Origin of the sequence: Halomonas alimentaria (genome assembly GCF_009902005.1) — a bacterium.
In the GTDB taxonomy this organism is placed as follows: Bacteria; Pseudomonadota; Gammaproteobacteria; order Pseudomonadales; family Halomonadaceae; genus Halomonas; species Halomonas alimentaria.
Genome location: NZ_WUTT01000001.1, coordinates 2,800,805 through 2,817,586, shown reverse-complemented (window position 1 = coordinate 2,817,586; position 16,782 = coordinate 2,800,805). Strand labels below are relative to the sequence as shown.

The 16,782-nt window shown below is 67.2% G+C and carries 17 protein-coding genes; 10 read left to right on the top strand and 7 right to left on the bottom strand.

Annotated features, from left to right (window positions below; genetic code table 11):
• Positions 1 to 152: 152 nt before the first annotated feature.
• Positions 153 to 1,451, top strand: coding sequence for a DUF5924 family protein (locus GRB96_RS13295; protein ID WP_161432588.1), 1,299 nt, complete (start codon positions 153 to 155; stop codon positions 1,449 to 1,451).
• Positions 1,452 to 1,524: 73 nt separating this feature from the next.
• Positions 1,525 to 1,974, top strand: a complete 450-nt coding sequence (gene slyA / locus GRB96_RS13290; RefSeq protein WP_161432587.1) for a transcriptional regulator SlyA — start codon at positions 1,525 to 1,527, stop codon at positions 1,972 to 1,974.
• On the opposite strand, the gene GRB96_RS13285 is transcribed toward slyA, so the two are convergent.
• Positions 1,971 to 2,501, bottom strand: a complete 531-nt coding sequence (locus GRB96_RS13285; RefSeq protein ID WP_161432586.1) for a preprotein translocase subunit YajC — start codon at positions 2,499 to 2,501, stop codon at positions 1,971 to 1,973. The genes slyA and GRB96_RS13285 overlap by 4 nt on opposite strands.
• Before the next feature lie 134 nt (positions 2,502 to 2,635).
• Between GRB96_RS13285 and GRB96_RS13280 the strand changes: the two genes are divergently transcribed.
• Complete coding sequence (locus GRB96_RS13280; RefSeq protein ID WP_161432585.1) at positions 2,636 to 3,091, top strand: universal stress protein; 456 nt, start codon at positions 2,636 to 2,638, stop codon at positions 3,089 to 3,091.
• 48 nt (positions 3,092 to 3,139) lie between these two features.
• Here GRB96_RS13280 and GRB96_RS13275 read toward each other — a convergent pair whose 3' ends face one another.
• Complete coding sequence (locus GRB96_RS13275; protein ID WP_161432584.1) at positions 3,140 to 5,113, bottom strand: ATP-binding cassette domain-containing protein; 1,974 nt, start codon at positions 5,111 to 5,113, stop codon at positions 3,140 to 3,142.
• Between the two features lie 124 nt (positions 5,114 to 5,237).
• Here GRB96_RS13275 and GRB96_RS13270 point away from each other — a divergent pair, with 124 nt between their 5' ends.
• Both GRB96_RS13270 and GRB96_RS13265 read left to right on the top strand, forming a co-directional pair.
• Positions 5,238 to 6,131 (top strand): TatD family hydrolase, encoded by an 894-nt coding sequence (locus GRB96_RS13270; protein ID WP_161432583.1) that lies wholly within the window; start codon positions 5,238 to 5,240, stop codon positions 6,129 to 6,131.
• A gap of 11 nt (positions 6,132 to 6,142) precedes the next feature.
• Positions 6,143 to 6,646, top strand: coding sequence for a hypothetical protein (locus GRB96_RS13265; RefSeq protein ID WP_161432582.1), 504 nt, complete (start codon positions 6,143 to 6,145; stop codon positions 6,644 to 6,646).
• Between the two features lie 8 nt (positions 6,647 to 6,654).
• Here the strand turns inward: GRB96_RS13265 and GRB96_RS13260 are convergent, their stop codons facing one another.
• Both GRB96_RS13260 and GRB96_RS13255 read right to left on the bottom strand, forming a co-directional pair.
• Positions 6,655 to 8,820: a thiamine pyrophosphate-dependent enzyme gene (locus tag GRB96_RS13260; protein WP_338074040.1), complete on the bottom strand. Its 2,166-nt coding sequence runs from the start codon at positions 8,818 to 8,820 to the stop codon at positions 6,655 to 6,657.
• A 90-nt stretch (positions 8,821 to 8,910) separates the two neighbouring features.
• Complete coding sequence (locus GRB96_RS13255; protein WP_161432581.1) at positions 8,911 to 9,468, bottom strand: elongation factor P hydroxylase; 558 nt, start codon at positions 9,466 to 9,468, stop codon at positions 8,911 to 8,913.
• A gap of 110 nt (positions 9,469 to 9,578) precedes the next feature.
• Between GRB96_RS13255 and GRB96_RS13250 the strand changes: the two genes are divergently transcribed.
• The 3 genes from GRB96_RS13250 to GRB96_RS13240 all read left to right on the top strand — a co-directional run bounded on the left by GRB96_RS13250 (position 9,579) and on the right by GRB96_RS13240 (position 12,915).
• On the top strand, positions 9,579 to 11,027 hold the full coding sequence (locus GRB96_RS13250; protein ID WP_161432580.1) for an MATE family efflux transporter: 1,449 nt from the start codon (positions 9,579 to 9,581) through the stop codon (positions 11,025 to 11,027).
• Positions 10,999 to 12,051 (top strand): DUF3080 family protein, encoded by a 1,053-nt coding sequence (locus GRB96_RS13245; RefSeq protein WP_161432579.1) that lies wholly within the window; start codon positions 10,999 to 11,001, stop codon positions 12,049 to 12,051. The genes GRB96_RS13250 and GRB96_RS13245 overlap by 29 nt, the downstream gene beginning before the upstream one ends.
• Before the next feature lie 156 nt (positions 12,052 to 12,207).
• Entirely contained in the window at positions 12,208 to 12,915 is a 708-nt protein-coding gene (locus tag GRB96_RS13240; RefSeq protein ID WP_161432578.1) for a hypothetical protein, read from the top strand.
• Between the two features lie 20 nt (positions 12,916 to 12,935).
• Here the strand turns inward: GRB96_RS13240 and tusA are convergent, their stop codons facing one another.
• Positions 12,936 to 13,175, bottom strand: a complete 240-nt coding sequence (gene tusA, locus GRB96_RS13235) for a sulfurtransferase TusA (protein ID WP_161432577.1) — start codon at positions 13,173 to 13,175, stop codon at positions 12,936 to 12,938.
• Positions 13,176 to 13,221: 46 nt separating this feature from the next.
• Between tusA and GRB96_RS13230 the strand changes: the two genes are divergently transcribed.
• On the top strand, positions 13,222 to 13,512 hold the full coding sequence (locus GRB96_RS13230; RefSeq protein ID WP_161432576.1) for an antibiotic biosynthesis monooxygenase family protein: 291 nt from the start codon (positions 13,222 to 13,224) through the stop codon (positions 13,510 to 13,512).
• A gap of 3 nt (positions 13,513 to 13,515) precedes the next feature.
• Here the strand turns inward: GRB96_RS13230 and rlmM are convergent, their stop codons facing one another.
• Entirely contained in the window at positions 13,516 to 14,595 is a 1,080-nt protein-coding gene (gene rlmM / locus GRB96_RS13225) for a 23S rRNA (cytidine(2498)-2'-O)-methyltransferase RlmM (protein ID WP_240894169.1), read from the bottom strand.
• A 340-nt stretch (positions 14,596 to 14,935) separates the two neighbouring features.
• On the opposite strand from rlmM, the gene gdhA reads away from it, so the two are divergent.
• A complete protein-coding gene (gene gdhA, locus GRB96_RS13220; protein WP_161432574.1) occupies positions 14,936 to 16,288 on the top strand; it encodes an NADP-specific glutamate dehydrogenase in 1,353 nt (450 codons plus the stop codon).
• A gap of 101 nt (positions 16,289 to 16,389) precedes the next feature.
• On the opposite strand, the gene GRB96_RS15590 is transcribed toward gdhA, so the two are convergent.
• Positions 16,390 to 16,551 carry a hypothetical protein gene (locus GRB96_RS15590; protein WP_205743537.1) on the bottom strand — a complete coding sequence of 54 codons (162 nt, stop codon included), beginning with the start codon at positions 16,549 to 16,551 and terminating at the stop codon, positions 16,390 to 16,392.
• Between the last annotated feature and the right edge of the window lie 231 nt (positions 16,552 to 16,782).

The window sequence follows — 16,782 nt, the reverse complement described above, 5'->3', positions numbered from 1 at the left end:
GCTCAAGGCGGTTCCGGGGACAGACTCCGGAGCACCGGACCGCCGCTGGGACGCTTCCAGTACTTCCTTGTACACTACCTCGGCCTGTCGGCGGACGGCGACTCCATATGCCGAGTGCTAGTCTGCTAGGGTGCCAGCCGACCGAGATGCGAATGTCCCACCCCGACAATACGCCAGCCACCAGCCGAGCCGCTCGCCTGCAGGCCTGTGCCGAAGCACTGATCCACCGCCTGCGCCCCTGGAGCTGGCTGTGGCCGCCCATTGCCTTCGCCGCCGGCCTCGGCAGTTTCTTCCTGGTGGAGCGCCAGCAGTGGCTCGGCGCGCTGCTCGCGCTGGGGATGCTCGGCGCCTGGCTGCTGCTGCTCTCGGAAAGCCTGATCGGTCGGCTGCTGGCGCGACGCGGCTATCCCACCCTGCCGCGCACGGTGACCCAGTTCCTTGCCCAGATGATCCACCAGGAGACGCTGTTCTTCTGTCTCCCCTTCCTGCTGGCCACCACGGTGTGGCGCAGCGGCCAGGCGCTGTTCACCCTGCTGATCATCGCCATGGCGCTGTTTTCCGTCCTCGATCCCCTCTACCACCGGATCGCCGAACGGCAGCGCTGGTTCTACTTCGCCTTTCACGCCCAGTGCGTCTTCCTGGTGGTGCTGGTCACCCTGCCCACCCTGCTGCACCTCACCACCTACCAGAGCCTGCTGCTGGCCATCGCTGCCATGCTGCTGTTCAGCCTGCCGAGCCTGCTGCACCTGACCGCCAACCAGCGCGGACGACGCTGGCTGATGGTGCTGGTCCTTCTGCCGCTGCTGGCGGGGGCGGCCTGGGCGGGACGCACCTGGGTGCCACCGGCCAGCCTGTGGATCACTGCAACCGCCCTCTCGCCGGGCTTCGACGAGGCCGCCCGAGCACCAAGTGGCGAGTTGCGCCTTACCCCCGAGGCACTGAGCAGCCAGGGGCTGTTCGCCTACACGGCCATCCGGGCCCCTCGCGGCCTGCGTGAGGAGATCCAGCATGTGTGGCGCCAGAATGGCCAGGAAGTGGACCGGATTCCGCTGGTGATCGAGGGGGGCCGCGAGGCGGGCTACCGCGCCTGGAGCCACAAGCAGAATTTTCCCGAGTCGCCCGCGGGGCACTGGCGCATCGATGTGATGACCGAAGGTGGCCAGCGCATCGGCGTGATCCGCTTCCAGGTGGCCGAGGATGAGTCGGCCACCCTGGCCGATGGGCGTCCGCGCCGGCCAGCGGGCCTGCCGCGGCTGGCATGGCAGCCGCACGTCCCGGGCGATGGTGAGGCCGAGGGCGCAGAGATGACATCACAGGAGGCAGCCATGGAGCAGACGCCGGGCGACCCCGAGAGAAGCGAGGAAGAAAGTGGCGAGGAAGAGAGTGGCGATGAGAGCGAGATCAGCCCCGCCGATACACCGGCGCCGGCAACTGCAGGGAAAAGCGAATGATAAGCCCGCTTGCAATCCACGCAGTGGGTTCCGACAATTCAGGAAGATTTCCTGAACCGAAGGCCCAACGTCCATGCAAGAGAACATCGGGTTCCAGCTCAGCCGTTTGCCCCGCCTGTGGCGTGCGGTCATCGACGAGCGTCTCGCCCCCCTGGGACTGACCCAGACCCGCTGGGTCACGCTCTACCACCTGTGGCGGCTGGGTGATGGCCAGCCCCAGTGCGACCTCGCCCGTGCCATCGGCGTCGAGGCCCCCTCGCTGGTGCGTACCCTCGACCAGCTCTCCGAGCAGGGCCTGGTGGAGCGCCGCCCCTGCGACCAAGACCGTCGCACCAAGCGCGTCTATCTCACCGCCGCGGCCACGCCGCTGCTCGAGCGCATCGACGACGTGGTGCGAGAAGCACGCAACGAGATGCTCGCCGGCCTCGATGAGGCCGAGGTGACCACCCTGGCCGACCTGCTGTCACGCATCGAGAACAATGGCCTGGCGCTGCAGGCGCGGGGGGATGAAGCGCACGGCTAGACGGCGGGCGGCACCGGCGGACCGGATGCCTGTGGGTCATCGGGCCGCCCTGCCAGGCCATCACGCAGGGCCTCGAAATCCTCGAGATAGGTCGAGAAGCGCTCATAGCCCTGGGATTCATGCCACCACAGTGTCAAGGCCCGGGTATCGGACTCCACCACCAGGGCATCCTGGGGCAACCGCTCCAGCAGCCGCTTGAGCCTCGCCTCCAGCGCGTCGGGCAGGGGCCGCAACGGCTCCTTGCGCCAGCGCCAGTCATGGGCGAAGGGCTTGAGCGCTGCGGCCGCATGCGAGCCGCGGACCAGCATGAAATCCGGCCCCGGCCGCTGTGGCGGATAGGGCCAGCGATAGGCCGGCATCGGCACCTTGTCGCCATGCAGCGGCGGCACCTGCAGCGTCACCTTGAGCCCGGTCTGCATGGCCGCGTTGCGGAGTGCCGCAACACGCTTCTGTCGCGGGCTGGGCTTGAGCCACATCACCGGCGAGATCACCAGCAGCATGGCCAGCACGATGAACAGCCAGATCATCGGCGTCTCTCCTTCGGGTTGATACGCAACAATGGATGCGAAATGGTTGATATAGACCGTTGTCTTGCCGGATCAGCCGGCCTAGAGTGATGGCATCACCATAGACCGCACGACATCTGTCGAGGAGCCCTCCCATGAGCAACGAATATCGTCACGTCCTGGTCGCCGTCGACCTGACCAAGGATTCCCACCGGGTGCTGGAGCGCGCCGCCCAGATCGCCGACCGCAACCAGGCCAAGCTCTCCATCATGCACACCCTGGAGCCGCTGGGCTTCGCCTATGGCGGCGACATCCCCATGGACCTGACCAGCATCCAGGACCAGCTCGACGAGCATGCCAAGCATCGTCTCGCCGAGATCGCCGACCCGCGCGTGGCCAAGGAGGACCAGCACGTAGTGGTGGGCATGCCCGACACCGAGATCCACCGTTTCGCCGAGGAGCACGATGTCGATCTGATCGTGGTCGGCTCCCATGGCCGTCACGGCTTTGCCCTGCTGCTGGGCTCAACCTCCACCGGCGTGCTCCACGGCGCCCAGTGCGACGTGCTGGCCGTGCGCGTGGGCCAGAAGGGCGAGAAGAGCGAAGAGTAATCGCCTACTGTCGCCCCATTTCTCTAGGCGCCCTCCGGGGCGCCTTTCTCATGCCTCGCCGGACGCCTGGGCCTCCAGCTCCATCCAACGTTCCATGGCCGCATCGAGCTCGGCCTGCCGCGCGGCGAGGGCCTCCAGCGTGGCGGTCACCTCACTGGCCTCCCGCTGATAGAAGCCCGGGTCACCGACCTGGGCCTCGAACCCGGCGACCTCCCCCTCAAGCCGTTCGATCTCCGCCGGCAGGCCGTCGAGTTCGCGCTGCAGCTTGTAGGAGAGCTTGGCGGGCTTCCTGGAGGCACCCTTGTCAGCGGCCGACGCCTGGCCGGCCGAGGCGGACTTCTCCGTCCCCTCGGCCACAACCGTCGTGCCCCCCGATGGCGACGGCTCCGCCACCGGCTCGGCGTGCTGGCGCGCCGCCCCTTCCCAGGGGGCAGGCGGCAGACTGCCGCCCTGGCGCACCCAGTCACTGTAGCCACCCACATATTCGCGCACCCGGCCCTCGCCCTCGAAGGCCAGCACGCTGGTGACCACGTTGTCCATGAAGGCCCGGTCGTGGGAGACCAGCAGCAGGGTGCCGTCGAAGTCGAGCAGCAACTCCTCGAGCAGCTCCAGGGTCTCCACGTCGAGATCGTTGGTGGGCTCGTCGAGCACCAGCACGTTGGCGGGCTGGGTGAACAGCTTGGCCAGCAGCAGGCGATTGGACTCGCCGCCGGAAAGCGCCTTGACCGGCTGCCGCACCCGCTCCGGGGTGAACAGGAAGTCCTGCAGGTAGCTCATCACGTGGCGGTCGCGGCCGCCCACGCTGATGCGATCGCTGCCCTGGGCGACGTTGTCGTAGACCGTCTTCTCGGGTTCCAGCCCGGCGCGCAGCTGGTCGAAATAGGCCACCTGCAGCTTGGTCCCGAACTGCACCTTGCCCTCGCTCGGCTGAAGCTCTCCGAGCAGGATCTTGAGCAGCGTGGTCTTGCCGGCACCGTTGCGGCCGATGAAGCCGATGCGGTCGCCGCGCTGCACCTCCAGCGACAGGTCGCGGATCACCGGCTCGCCGGCAAAGCGCTGGGTGACATGCTCGAGGCTCACTACCCGCTTGCCGCTGCGCTCGCCGCTATCGACGGAGAGCGCGGCCTTGCCCTGGCGCTCACGGCGCTCGCTGCGCTCACGGCGCAGCTGCTCCAGTGCCCTGACCCGGCCCTCGTTGCGGGTGCGTCGGGCCTTGATGCCCTGGCGGATCCAGGCCTCCTCCTGGGCGAGCTTCTTGTCGAATTCGGCATGCTCGCGGGCCTCGACTTCCAGCTCGTGGCTCTTCTGCGCCTGATAGGCGGCATACTCCCCGGGATAGCGGCCCAGCCGCCCGCGATCGAGCTCGAGGATCGCCGTGGCCAGCCTCGACAGGAAGGCACGGTCGTGGGTAATGAAGAGCACGGCACCACTGAAGTCCAGCAGCTGCTCCTCCAGCCAGGCGATGGTGTCCAGGTCGAGGTGGTTGGTGGGCTCGTCGAGCAGCAGCAGGTCGGGCTCGGCGACCAGCGCCCGGGCCAGCGCCACACGGCGACGCCAGCCGCCGGAGAGGTCTGCCATCTCGGCCTCGGCGGGCAGGCCGAGGCGGGTCAGCACCACATCGATGCGCTGGTGGAAGGACCAGCCGTCGATGGCCTCGAGCCGCGTCTGCAGCTCGGCCATGCGGCGCATGTCGGGCTCGTCCTCATGGATCAGGTGGTGGTACTCGGAGAGCAGCTCGCCGGCCTCGGGCAGTCCACCCGCCACCATGTCGAAGATGGTCTGGCCGGAGGCCTCGGGAAGCTCCTGGGCCAGCACGCCGATCTTGAGCCCGGGAGCACGCCAGATATTGCCGCCGTCGGGCAGGATCTCGCCGGCCACCAGGCGCAGCAGCGTCGACTTGCCGGTGCCGTTGCGCCCCACCAGGGCCAGGCGCTCGCCCTTCTGCAGCACCAGATCGGCGCCGTCGAGAAGCACATGGGTACCATAGGCCAGTTGCAGCTGTTCCAGACGTAGCAGGGTCACGCGGGGTCCTCCTCGATCGACAGGGCGCCCAGTGTAACTCAAGCGTGCCCGGACGTGGCCGTGGCCTCCGTCCGACGGGTAGAATAGCGCCCCCTGCCGACCCCCACTGCACAGGAGCCTAGGCGTGGCCGACACCTTCGATGACTTCCTGCCCGAGGCGCTGCGCTTCACCTCGCCCAGCCCGCTGGTCGACATCGGCGCCAACCTGACCCATGACAGCTTTGCCCGGGACCTGCCGGCGGTGCTGGCCCGGGCCCGGGCGGCCAACGTGACCACACTGATCCTCACCGGCACCGATCGCGAGCACGCCGAGCAGGCGGTGGCCATGGCCCGTCGGCTCGCCGGCGAGGGCCTGGCGCTGCACGCCACCGCCGGGGTCCACCCCCACGATGCCAGCCGCTGGGATGCGGGACTTGCCGCCGACATGGCCGAGCTGCAGCGCCAGCCCGAGGTGGTGGCCGTGGGCGAGTGTGGCCTCGACTTCAACCGTAACTTCTCGACCCCCGCCGAGCAGGAGCGCGCCTTCGAGGCCCAGCTGGGGCTGGCAGCGGAGAGCGGCAAGCCCCTGTTCATCCACGAGCGCGACGCCGGCCAGCGCATGCGCGAGATGCTGCATTCATGGCGCGACGCGATCGGCGATGCCGTGGTGCACTGCTTCACCGCCGACCGTGCAACGCTGTTCGGCTATCTCGATCTGGACCTGCATATCGGCCTGACCGGCTGGCTGTGCGACGAGCGCCGTGGCCACCACCTGCGCGAGCTGGTCGCGGAGATCCCCGCCACGCGGCTGATGGTGGAGACCGACTGTCCCTACCTGCTGCCGCGCAACTTACCTGCCAAACTCAAGGGCAGGCGCCATGAGCCGGCGCTGCTGCCCTGGATCCTGCGCGAGATCGCCCACTGGCGCGGCGACAGCGAGGCCGAACTGGCGGCGGCTACGACCACAACGGCCCGGCGCTTCTTCCGACTGCCGGCCGACGCTTCCCGCGAGGCGAGCCGCGGCGACACGACACCATGAGGACACCCGACATGCCACCCAAAGGCGATGACACTTCGATCCCCGGCTTTATCGCCGTGGAGACCGGCGACGAGGGCGGGCTGCCGCTGGCGATCGCCTGGACGCTGCCCGATGGCCGCGTCAAGCACACCCTGATCCAGCCCGAGGACGAGTGGCTGGAGGCCGAGCTGGTCTCGCTGGGCGGCTATAGCCTCGAGGAACTCGGCAGCATGGGGGTGAGCCCGCTGGACGTGATCCGCGAGCTGGAAAACGACCATTTCAGCGCCACTCTGTTCACTGCCGGGGTCGGCGACGACGAGGCGGCCCTGTCACGGCTCTTCGACACCTACGGCCTGGACCCCTTCGTCGAACTGGCTCCCGCGGAGAGCCTGTATGACGACCTCGACCCCGGTGACTGGTCGCGGGCACGCGGCGAGCTTTTCGGCGAACTGGGCCTCGAGCCACTGCGCCCGGAGCACGAGGTGGAAGTGATGCTGCGACTGCATCAGCGACTCAACGGCGGCGAGGCGGACTAGACGACCGGCTATCGACCCAGCAGCTCCCGGGCGCGCACCACGATGTCCTCCGCGGCGGGCAGGGTCACGGTGGCGGCGCGCCCCAGGGGAATGAAGCTGTCCTCGGCGGTGAGTCGCATCACCTGCCTGCCGTCCAGCCCCCGCTCCACCAGCCCGGTCACCAGCTCCTCGCTCGGCGAGCCGGAGCGACGGCACTCATCGACGATCAGTACCCGCGCGCAGTCGGCCACGGCGGCATGCACGGCATCGTGGTCGATGGCGGTGAGCCAGCGCAGGTCGACGATGCGCAGCGCGATTCCCTCGGCCTGCAGCCGCTCCGCGGCCTGCCGCGACAGGTAGACGCCGTTGCCGTAGGTGACGATGGCCAGGTCCCGGCCGGTGCCCCACTGGCCCAGCTCACCCACCGCCAGGCGATGTTCGGGCCCCGGATCGGTGAAGCACCAGGCGCCGTCGCCCTCCGCGAACAGGTCGCGGGTGTGGTAGAGGGCGATGGGCTCGATGACCACCACCACCCGCTGCTCCTCGTCGGCCAGGCGAACCGCCTCCTGCAGGAGCCCCACCGCATCGGCCCCGTTGGAGGGGCAGGCCACCAGCAGTCCCGGGATGTCGCGCAGCACGGCGATGGCATTGTCGTTGTGGAAGTGCCCCCCGAAGCCCTTCTGGTAACCCAGTCCGGCGATACGCACCACCATGGGGTTGGTGTACTGCCCGCTGGAGAAGAAGCTGAGCGTGGCCGCCTCGCCGCGCAGCTGGTCCTCGGCGTTGTGCAGGTAGGCCAGGAACTGGATCTCGAGGATCGGCACCAGGCCATTCTGGGCCATGCCGATGCCGAGCCCCAGGATGCTCTGCTCGTCGAGCAGGGTATCGATCACCCGATGCGCCCCGAATCGCGCCTGCAGCTTCTGGGTCACCCCGTAGACGCCGCCCTTGCGACCGATGTCCTCACCCGCCATGACCAGGTGCGGGTAGCGGCCCATCAGCCGCTCCAGGGCGCGATTGAGATGCCGCGCCAGGGTGTCGGGGGTGACATCGACCGTGCCCTGCCAGGGCGCGATACGCGACGGCCGAGGCGGCGGCACGATACTCGCCATCACCTGCTCCGCACTCGTCAGACGCGGACGACCGATCGCCTCCTCGGCACGGCGCGCCACCTGCTCACGCAGGTCATGATAGCGCTGGGCGATGGCGTCGCGACTCAGGACGCCGTGGCGGCGCAACAGACCGGCGGTGATCAGCAGCGGGTCGCGGGCCTCGTCGGCCTGGATGCGCGCGGGAGAAAGATACGCCTGCTGGGCATCGGAGCCGGCGTGGCCGAAGAGCCGTACGCAGCGCATATGCAGGAACACCGGCCGCCGCCGGGTGCGCGCGATATGCACCGCCTCGCGTGCCGCCCGCCAGGTATCGAGCAGGTCGAGGCCATCGCAGGCCAGGTAGTGAACGCCGGGGCGTGACGTCATGCTCGCCGCGATCCACCCGGCGGGCGTGGGGGTCGAAATGCCGATGCCATTGTCCTCGCAGAGCCACACCAGCGGCATCGGCAGGCCCTGGTAGGCGCTCCAGGCCGCGGCATTGAGCGCCCCCTGAGCGGTGGAGTGGTTGAAGGAGGCGTCCCCGAAGCTGCACAGCACCACCCCGTCATGGGGCCACTGGCCCGCGACTCCCAGGCGTTTCGTCAGGGCCAGGGAGTGGGCGGTGCCCATGGCCTTGGGCAGGTGGGAGGCGATGGTGCTGGTCTGGGGCGGCACATTGAGCACCCTGGAGCCCAGCACCTTGTGGCGGCCACCGGAGATCGGGTCCTCGGCACAGGCCGCGAAGCTCAGCAGCAGATCGCGCAGCGGATCCTGACCCGGCACCATGCGTGCGCGCTGGATGAAGAAGGCCGCATCACGGTAATGGAGGAAGGCGGGGTCGGTGTGTCGCAGCGCCAGGGCCACGGCGGCATTGCCCTCGTGGCCGGCGCTGCCGATGGTGTAGAAGGCCTCGCCACGCGCCTGCAGGCGGCGCGCCTGGAGGTCCAGGTGGCGGCTCATCAGCTGCGATTCGAACAGCTCGATCAGGGCCTCGGGGGAGAGTCCTGCCTGCGCCAGGCTCAGGGCCTGCTCGGCAGCGGGCCAGTCGTCCTGGCCCAGGGCCTCGAGGAAGCGTTGCTCCTGCGGGTGCGGATCGGGGTACACGGTGACTCCATCGGCCAGCGATAAAACATACACCCTAGCCCGCTCGCGGCCGCTGCGAACAGCACCCGCCGACTCACGCTTGCCAACGCTTCAGGCCGGCTCGACCTGCAGCCGGTCGCGACCGGCCGCCAGCGCCTCGTCGAGTGCTGCGCCGTCGCGGTAGAAGGTCGCCAACGCAGTGCGCAGCGCCTCGGCCCGAAGTGGCAGGCCCTCGCTCAGATAGCGCCAGGCACGCGCCTCGACCTTGGCATGGAAGGCGTCGCGATCCACTTCGGCATCGCCGTCGAGGTTGTCGACGCTGACGTGAAAGCGCAGCCCACAGGCCCGGGAGAAGAGCAGTTCCAGCGCCTGGGGCGCCACCTCCACGGCCTCGAAGTCACGCTGCTGGCGGGCGTCCCGACCGTCGGGCAGGTACCAGTAACCGTAATCCTCCAGCTCGCGGCGCCGCGCGCCGGCGATGCACCAGTGGCTGATCTCGTGCAGCGCGCTGGTGAAGAAACCGCGGGCGAAGATCACTCGATGCCAGGGGCTCTCGGCGTCGGCGGGCAGGTAGAGGGGTTCATCCCCCCCGCGTACCAGGCGAGTCCGGTAAGTCTCCTCGAACAGGCCGTCGAACAGGGCGATGATGTCCTCGAGGCGGTGTGTCACGCGGCCTCCGTGGTCATGGGTAAGGCGCCAGTATACCCGTCGCCAGACGGGTAAAAAACGCTCGGCCTTGCTAGCATGAGCGCCCTTCCCGGCCGCATGGAGGGCACCCCTTGAGCCGCCCGCTTGCCACCCTTCTCGACACCGCACGCCGCGAGACGCGCCCGCTGCTGGTGCTGGCCCTGCCGATCTGCGGTGCCCAGCTGGCCCAGGCCGGCATGAGCGTGGCCGACGTGATGATGACCGGACGCCTGAGCGCCACCGACCTGGCGGCGGTATCGGTGGGCTCCAGCCTGTGGCTGCCACTGATGCTGTTCATGACCGGTACCCTGATGGGGCTGACGCCCATCGTCGCTCAGCTGCTGGGTGGCCGACGCGGAGGCGAGATCGGCCCCAACGTGCACCAGGGATTGTGGGTGGCCCTGGCACTGGGGGCGCTGGCCGCTACCCTGCTGTGGTTCGCAGTGGGCCCGATCTTCACCCTGATGGACGTGCCCGAAGCGGTGGCGGAGCGCTCCCGCAGCTACCTCTTCGCGGTCGCCTTCGGCATGCCCGGAGCCGCCCTCTTCCAGGCCCTGCGCGCCTTCTCCGACGGCATGAATCACACCCGTCCCTCGCTGTGGATCAGCCTGCTGGGCCTCGCGGTCAATGTGCCCAGCAACTTCGTGCTGATCTACGGCGGCGAGGGTCTCAGCGACCTGCTGGGCAGCTGGCTGCCGGGCTGGATTCAAACGCTGCCAGCCCTGGGAGCCTTGGGCTGCGGCATCGCCACGGCGCTGTCGCTGTGGACCATGTGCCTGGCCATGGTGCTCTATACCCGCCACTCGCGAGCCTATGGCGAGGTCTCGCTGTGGCACGCCCCCAGCCCCCCTCGGCGGCGGATGATCGGCGAGCTGCTCTACGTGGGATTGCCCATCGGCGTGGCGATCTTCGTCGAGGTCACGCTGTTCACGCTGATCGCCCTGTTCATCGCCAGCCTGGGTGAGATCACCGTGGCCGCCCATCAGGTGGCGCTCAACTACACGTCCATCCTGTTCATGCTCCCGCTGTCGCTGAGCATGGCGCTGACGGTGCGCGTGGGCAACGTGCTCGGCCAGGGCCGCCCGAGCTATGCTCGGCGGGTGGCCTGGCACGGCATCACCGTCTGCCTCGCCGTGGCACTGTTCAACGGCCTGCTGCTGCGCTTTACCGCGGAACCGGTGATCGGTCTCTATACCCGCGACGCCGAAGTGGCCAGCCTGGCCCTGTCGCTGGTGCTGCTGGCCATGATCTACCAGGTCTCCGATTCACTGCAGGTCAACCTGGCCGGTGCGCTGCGCGGCTACAAGGATACGCGTATCATCATGGTGATCACGCTGGCTTCCTACTGGCTGGTGGGCATGGCCGGCGGTCACTGGCTGGGCACCCGCGGCATTCCCGGACTCGTCGAGCCTCTCGGTGTGCATGGCTACTGGATCGGCCTGATCGGCGGGCTCACCGCTGCCGCGGTGATGCTCGGCGAGCGACTGAGACGAATCGGCAAGGCGGTGGCCCATGGCGAACGCGACCCGCTCCATCCCTGACTCACTGCGCCGCGTCGGCGTGGGCATCGTCCTGTCGGTAAGCCTGGTCGGCTGCGGCGGCAACGACGCCAGTGACCACCTGCTCCGCGACTACCAGCGAGCCCTCGCCGAGCGGCTCGACCTGGCACCCCCCGAGCACGCCAAGCCCCGCAATATCGGCGCCTTCCCCGAACTGCGCGAACGCCGCGTGAACATTCCCGAGACCCGCGAAGGCATGCTCGACATCCACGCCCTGCGCGAATGCCACATCACCACCCTGGTCGCCGAGCGCAACAGCACCCTGGGCCGTGTGGCACCGGCCAGCCAGCGCTGGCAATACGAGCTCGAGCTCTGGCGGCGCCTGGAGTCATGTCTGTCGGGCGAGGTGGCGGAGCGCCTCGCCGCGGATGATCTCGCCCGCCTAGAGCGGCTCACCGTGACCAAGCGCGAGCAACTGCCCCGCGCGATCTGGAACGGGTTGTTCGGGTCGGAGGAGTGGGCGCATAGCTTTTCGCGGGTCAGCTCCGCCCTGGCACCGGAAGCCCTGGCGCCTCCAGGCGAGCAGCTGGCCGCCCTCGACTATCTCCACGAGCTGAGCCGTGCCCCCTTCGAGGCAGACCGACCGCTACCCAGCCCTGATAGGCTGGAGGACCACCTGCAGGCACTCAACGACCGCCCCTACACGGCAGAGCTGCTGCGAACCCTGCTGCTCGCCGAACAGCGCCTCACTGAAGCCAATGCCCTGCTCGACCGGGCACTCTCCACCCCCGGGCACTGCCCCACAGGAGACTTCACCGCCGACCTGCAGCAGACCCCCGAGGCCCGACGGCTCGCCGCCTGGCTGGAGGCACTGGATGACGCGGCCGCGGCCTGGCTCATGGGCCTGGAACCGCTCTTCGCCAGCCTGAAAGCGCCGCCCGACGATGTGGAGGCGTACCGCCAGGCGTGGCTCTCGCGACAGCGCAACGAGGCGCCTTTACCCCGCTTTCGCCAGGCCATGCAAGGCCATCTGGAGCGGCGACACCGCCTGGCATCGCGCTGTTGAGCGTCTATCCCGACGGTGGCCCAAGGCCACAGGGCTTAACCTGGGGGTGGGTCTATGCTATTGGTGGTGCCTGAGTGACGCAGAGCGCTTCGCGCCGGCCCGGGGAGCCCGCCACCCGGCCCGGTCCCGTGATCAAGCAGCACCTGGAGAGACGCCATGGGAACCCAGCTGTCACCCCGCTCCGCCCGGGTCATCGACCTGGAAGCAAGGCGCCAGCGTCAGCAGGCCAGACGCCGCCTGATACGACTGGCACCGGAACTCGATGGGCTCGAGATGGTGTATCGCCTGGATTCCAGCCCGGACACCCTGTATGGCATGCCGCTGCTGGCCTGGGGCCTGCGCGAGGATGGTGAAGTGGTCGGACTGGTGGCGTGGATGGAGTCGTTGACGCCCTGCCATCGCCTCGATGACGACGAGCACGGCCGCTTCGTCGGCTACCGAGACCCCGAGACCGAAGAGCTGTTCGAGGTAGCGCCGGAGCACAAGCTGATGGAGCTGGAGCACGCCGCGAACTACTTCGACTATGAGGAGACCGAGCAGGTCACCCTGATCCAGCAGTTGCCCGAGATTCAGGGCACCCATGCCCTGTGCATGGACGACGGCGATGCACCCTGGCAGCTAAAGCAGGTGTTCGGCTGGCGCCTCTACAGCGACGGCAAGATCGAAGCGCTGCTGGCCGACGAGCGCCGCGTCGAGGAGACGCCTATCCTGCTCGGCGATGCCTGCCTCTATCCCGGACACAGCCGCCACCGACTGGTCTACTTCTTCCAGCGTCAGATAGCCAACCGCATCCGTCAGGAAGACCCTGCGATCCTGGAGGCACTGGCCCTGATGGTGATGCCGGAGAGCGACCCCGGAACCTGACCAACAGGGCCGGGACAGAATTAGCCTAACCGGATAAAGTAGAGGTAACTGTCTCCGAGCTGCCGCTGATCGACCAGCTCATGGCCCAGGAACTGGCAGAATCTGGGCACGTCGCGGGTGGTAGCCGGATCGCTGGCAATCACCTTCAGCACTTCGCCCGCCTGCATATCGCGGACCTTGTTGTGCATCAGCATGATCGGCTCGGGACAGTAGAGCCCGGTGGTATCGAGTTCGGCGTGAAAGTCGGGTATCTCCGCCATCGAGGACCTCGTGGGTTGCTTAAGAAAATCAGTCGGAGCCTGCAAGATGATCAAGATCATTATCGAACGCCGTATCATGCCCGGTCTCGAGGAGGAGTACGAGGAGGCTGCCCGCGAGGCCATGCGTGAGTCCCTGGGCGCCAGGGGCTTCGTGGGTGGCGAGAGTCTCGTGGAACTGGGGCACAGTGACCGGCGTCTGATGATCACCAAGTGGCGCGACATGCGCGCCTGGAAGGAGTGGTACTCCAGCGAGACCCGCACCCGGGTGATGCAGCGGCTGCTGCCACTGCTGACCGAGGAGGAGCGCATCCGCATCTACGAGCCCACCGCCCACTGAGCATCACCCCCGCAGGCGCACATGCACCGTCACCTCTTCACGATCATGGTAGAGGTGACGGCAGGCAATCTCGGCGTCGACCCTGGCAGCCTCCAGCGCCTCGGCGAGCCGTCCCAGGCAGGCTTCCACTTCGGGCCAGCGTCGCTTCATCGGCAACTTGAGGTTGAAGACCGCCTCTCGGCACCAACGCCTAACCAGCCAGCGCTCCACCATCGCCTCGACCCGTGACGGCTTGTCGACGATATCGCAGACCAGCCAGTCGAGGCGATACGGGGGCTCCCAGGTAAAACCATCCTCGTGCAGGTGCTCGACCTGCCCGGTGGCCATCAGTGCCTTGTCCATGGGGCCGTTGTCGATGGCGTAGACATGCATGCCGCGCTGCACCAGCTGCCAGGTCCAGCCGCCGGGCGCCGCCCCCAGATCCGCCGCCTGCATGCCCTGACCGAGACGCTCGTCCCACTCAGCGCGCGGCACGAACTCATGCCACGCCTCCTCCAGCTTGAGGGTGGAACGGCTGGGCGCCGCTTTCGGGAAGCGCAGGCGACGAATGCCGCCCGGCAGCTCGCTGCGATTGCCTGGAAAACTCATGCCCAGCTGCACACGATCACCGGCACTCCACAGCAGATGGAGCCGCCGCCCGCCGGCCTTGCGACGCAGTGCCTTGCGCTTGGTCAGCAGCGAGGTCAGTGGCCTCTCCAGCGCCTTGGCCAGCCCGGACAGCGCCTTGCCCTCGTTGGTATCCGGGGTCTCCTGCCACAGGCTCTCGAAGCTCCAGCCGCTGGCCACCACCTGGTCGATGATCGGCGTTAGCCGGTCATCACGCGTCAGCAGCAGTGGTGGCAGAGCCACCAGGCTCTGCCGGGCGAAGACCAGCCCTGTCAGCGGCAGGTCACGATGCAGGCCGTTGGCTGCCTCGCCTTCAGGCAGCAGGAAACGCACGAAGCCATCGGCCTGCGTGTAGTGAGCCTCACCTTCTCTGCCGAGCGCCGTGACCTTGTCGGCCAGCTCGGCTGCCAGATCGGGCTCGAAACCAGGCCGACAGTAGCAGAGCAGCTCCCCCGGGTAAGTCATCGTCTTCTCCATGCCGCACCTTGTTTCTGTGTATGCCTATGGCCCCGCCCCTGCCGGGGCAACCGGGGGCGAAGCACCTTAGCACCACGCTTCCCACGAGGAAAGCCGGTAAAGGATTGCAGACATCACGCAACCTGCGTTTAAAAACCATCTATGAAGAAATATCGATGCATGAATTGGGTGCAAGTGTTTTCCGGATTTACAAGCGTGTTTGGCTCATAACAATGTCTAACGAGCGCATGACCCATACATTTGCTGCATAATGGTGCATTGCTATATAGTCGTTGCCCGTGGAAACCACTTTCAGATTGGCCTGTTGCGGCCGGCACATTCACTCACACAGGAAACGATGATGCCCTACGTTCACGATACCCTGGAAAACCTTCGCAAGAGCAGCCCTGCCCAGACCGAGTTCTACCAGGCCGCCGAGGAAGTCCTGGAGTGCCTGCGTCCGCTGTTCCAGCACAGCCCCCACTACCTGGACCACAGCATCATCGAGCGCATCGTGGAACCCGAGCGCCAGATCATGTTCCGCATCTGCTGGACCGACGACGACGGCCGCGTCCAGGTGAACAAGGGTTACCGCATCCAGTTCAACTCGGCGCTGGGCCCCTACAAGGGTGGGCTGCGCTTCCACCCCAGTGTCACCTCCGGCACCATCAAGTTCCTCGGCTTCGAGCAGATCTTCAAGAATGCCCTCACCGGCCTGCCCATCGGTGGCGGCAAGGGCGGCTCGGACTTCGACCCCAAGGGCAAGTCCGATGGCGAGATCATGCGCTTCTGCCAGGCCTTCATGTCCGAGCTGTATCGGCATATCGGCCCGCACACCGACGTCCCCGCTGGCGACATCGGTGTCGGCGGCCGTGAGATCGGCTACCTCTACGGCCAGTACAAGCGCCTGACCGGCCGCTATGAGGGCGTACTCACCGGCAAGGGGCTGGACTGGGGCGGCTCAATCGGTCGCAAGGAGGCTACCGGCTACGGCGCGGTCTACTTCGCCCAGAACATGCTGGAAGCCCTCGGCAAGGCCCTCGAAGGCAAGACCTGCCTGGTCTCCGGCGCCGGTAACGTGGCGATCTACACCATCGAGAAGCTCTACGAGATGGGCGCCAAGCCGGTGACCTGCTCCGACTCCCGCGGCACCCTGCATGACGCCCGCGGCATCGACCTTGACCTGCTCAAGGAGCTCAAGGAGGTCAAGCGCGCTTCGCTGGAGGCCTATCTGGAGCAGCACCCCGAAGCGACCTACATTCCGGCCGGCGAGTACCCCGAGGGTGGCCACGCGGTCTGGCGTATCAAGGCCGATGCCGCCTTCCCCTGCGCCACCCAGAACGAACTCACCGCCGACGACGCCCAGGCCCTGCTGGACAACGGCGTCTACTGCATCAGCGAAGGCGCCAACATGCCCTCCACCGCAGATGCCGTGGACCGCTTCCTCGAGGCGAAGATCGCCTACGGACCCGGCAAGGCTGCCAATGCCGGCGGTGTGGCGACCAGCCAGCTGGAGATGGCCCAGAACAGCAGCATGGAGCAGTGGCCGCTGGAGAAGGTCGACGAGAAGCTCAAGGAGATCATGGCCAATATTCACCGCCAGTGCGCCGATACCGCCGAGGAGTTCGGCGAACCCACCAACCTGGTGCTGGGTGCCAATATTGCCGGTTTCCGCAAGGTGGCCGATGCGATGATCGACCAGGGCGTGGTGTAAGACACACGCCCCGAAGCATCACTACGCAAAAGCCCGGACCACATGGTCCGGGCTTTTCTGTTGTTGCCTGTATCGCCGACCGGCTCGGCAAGCGACGAGGCTCAGACGTGGGGCATGAAACCACGGCGGGCATGTGCAGCGCACTGAGCTTCAGCCAGCTTGATCATTCCACGCCACACGCCGCGCAGAAGAGGCTTTACGACACGGCGCGAGGTTCCGCTGCGGTCCCAGATGGCAGGAAAGGCTTCGACCGACTTGATCATGACAAGGACCTCTGGCTCTATTGATAATGGCGAACATTATACCTTGGTATAAAGACCAAAGTCTAACCTCGGCCATCAGGGCCCAGGACCGCGAGCTGACCTCCCCTCCTACGAACGCAAAAAAGCCCCGACCATCTCACGATGCTCGGGGCTTTTTCTGAATAAGTGCCTGACGATGACCTACTCTCACATGGGGAGACCCCACACTACCATCGGCGCTGAGCGGTTTCA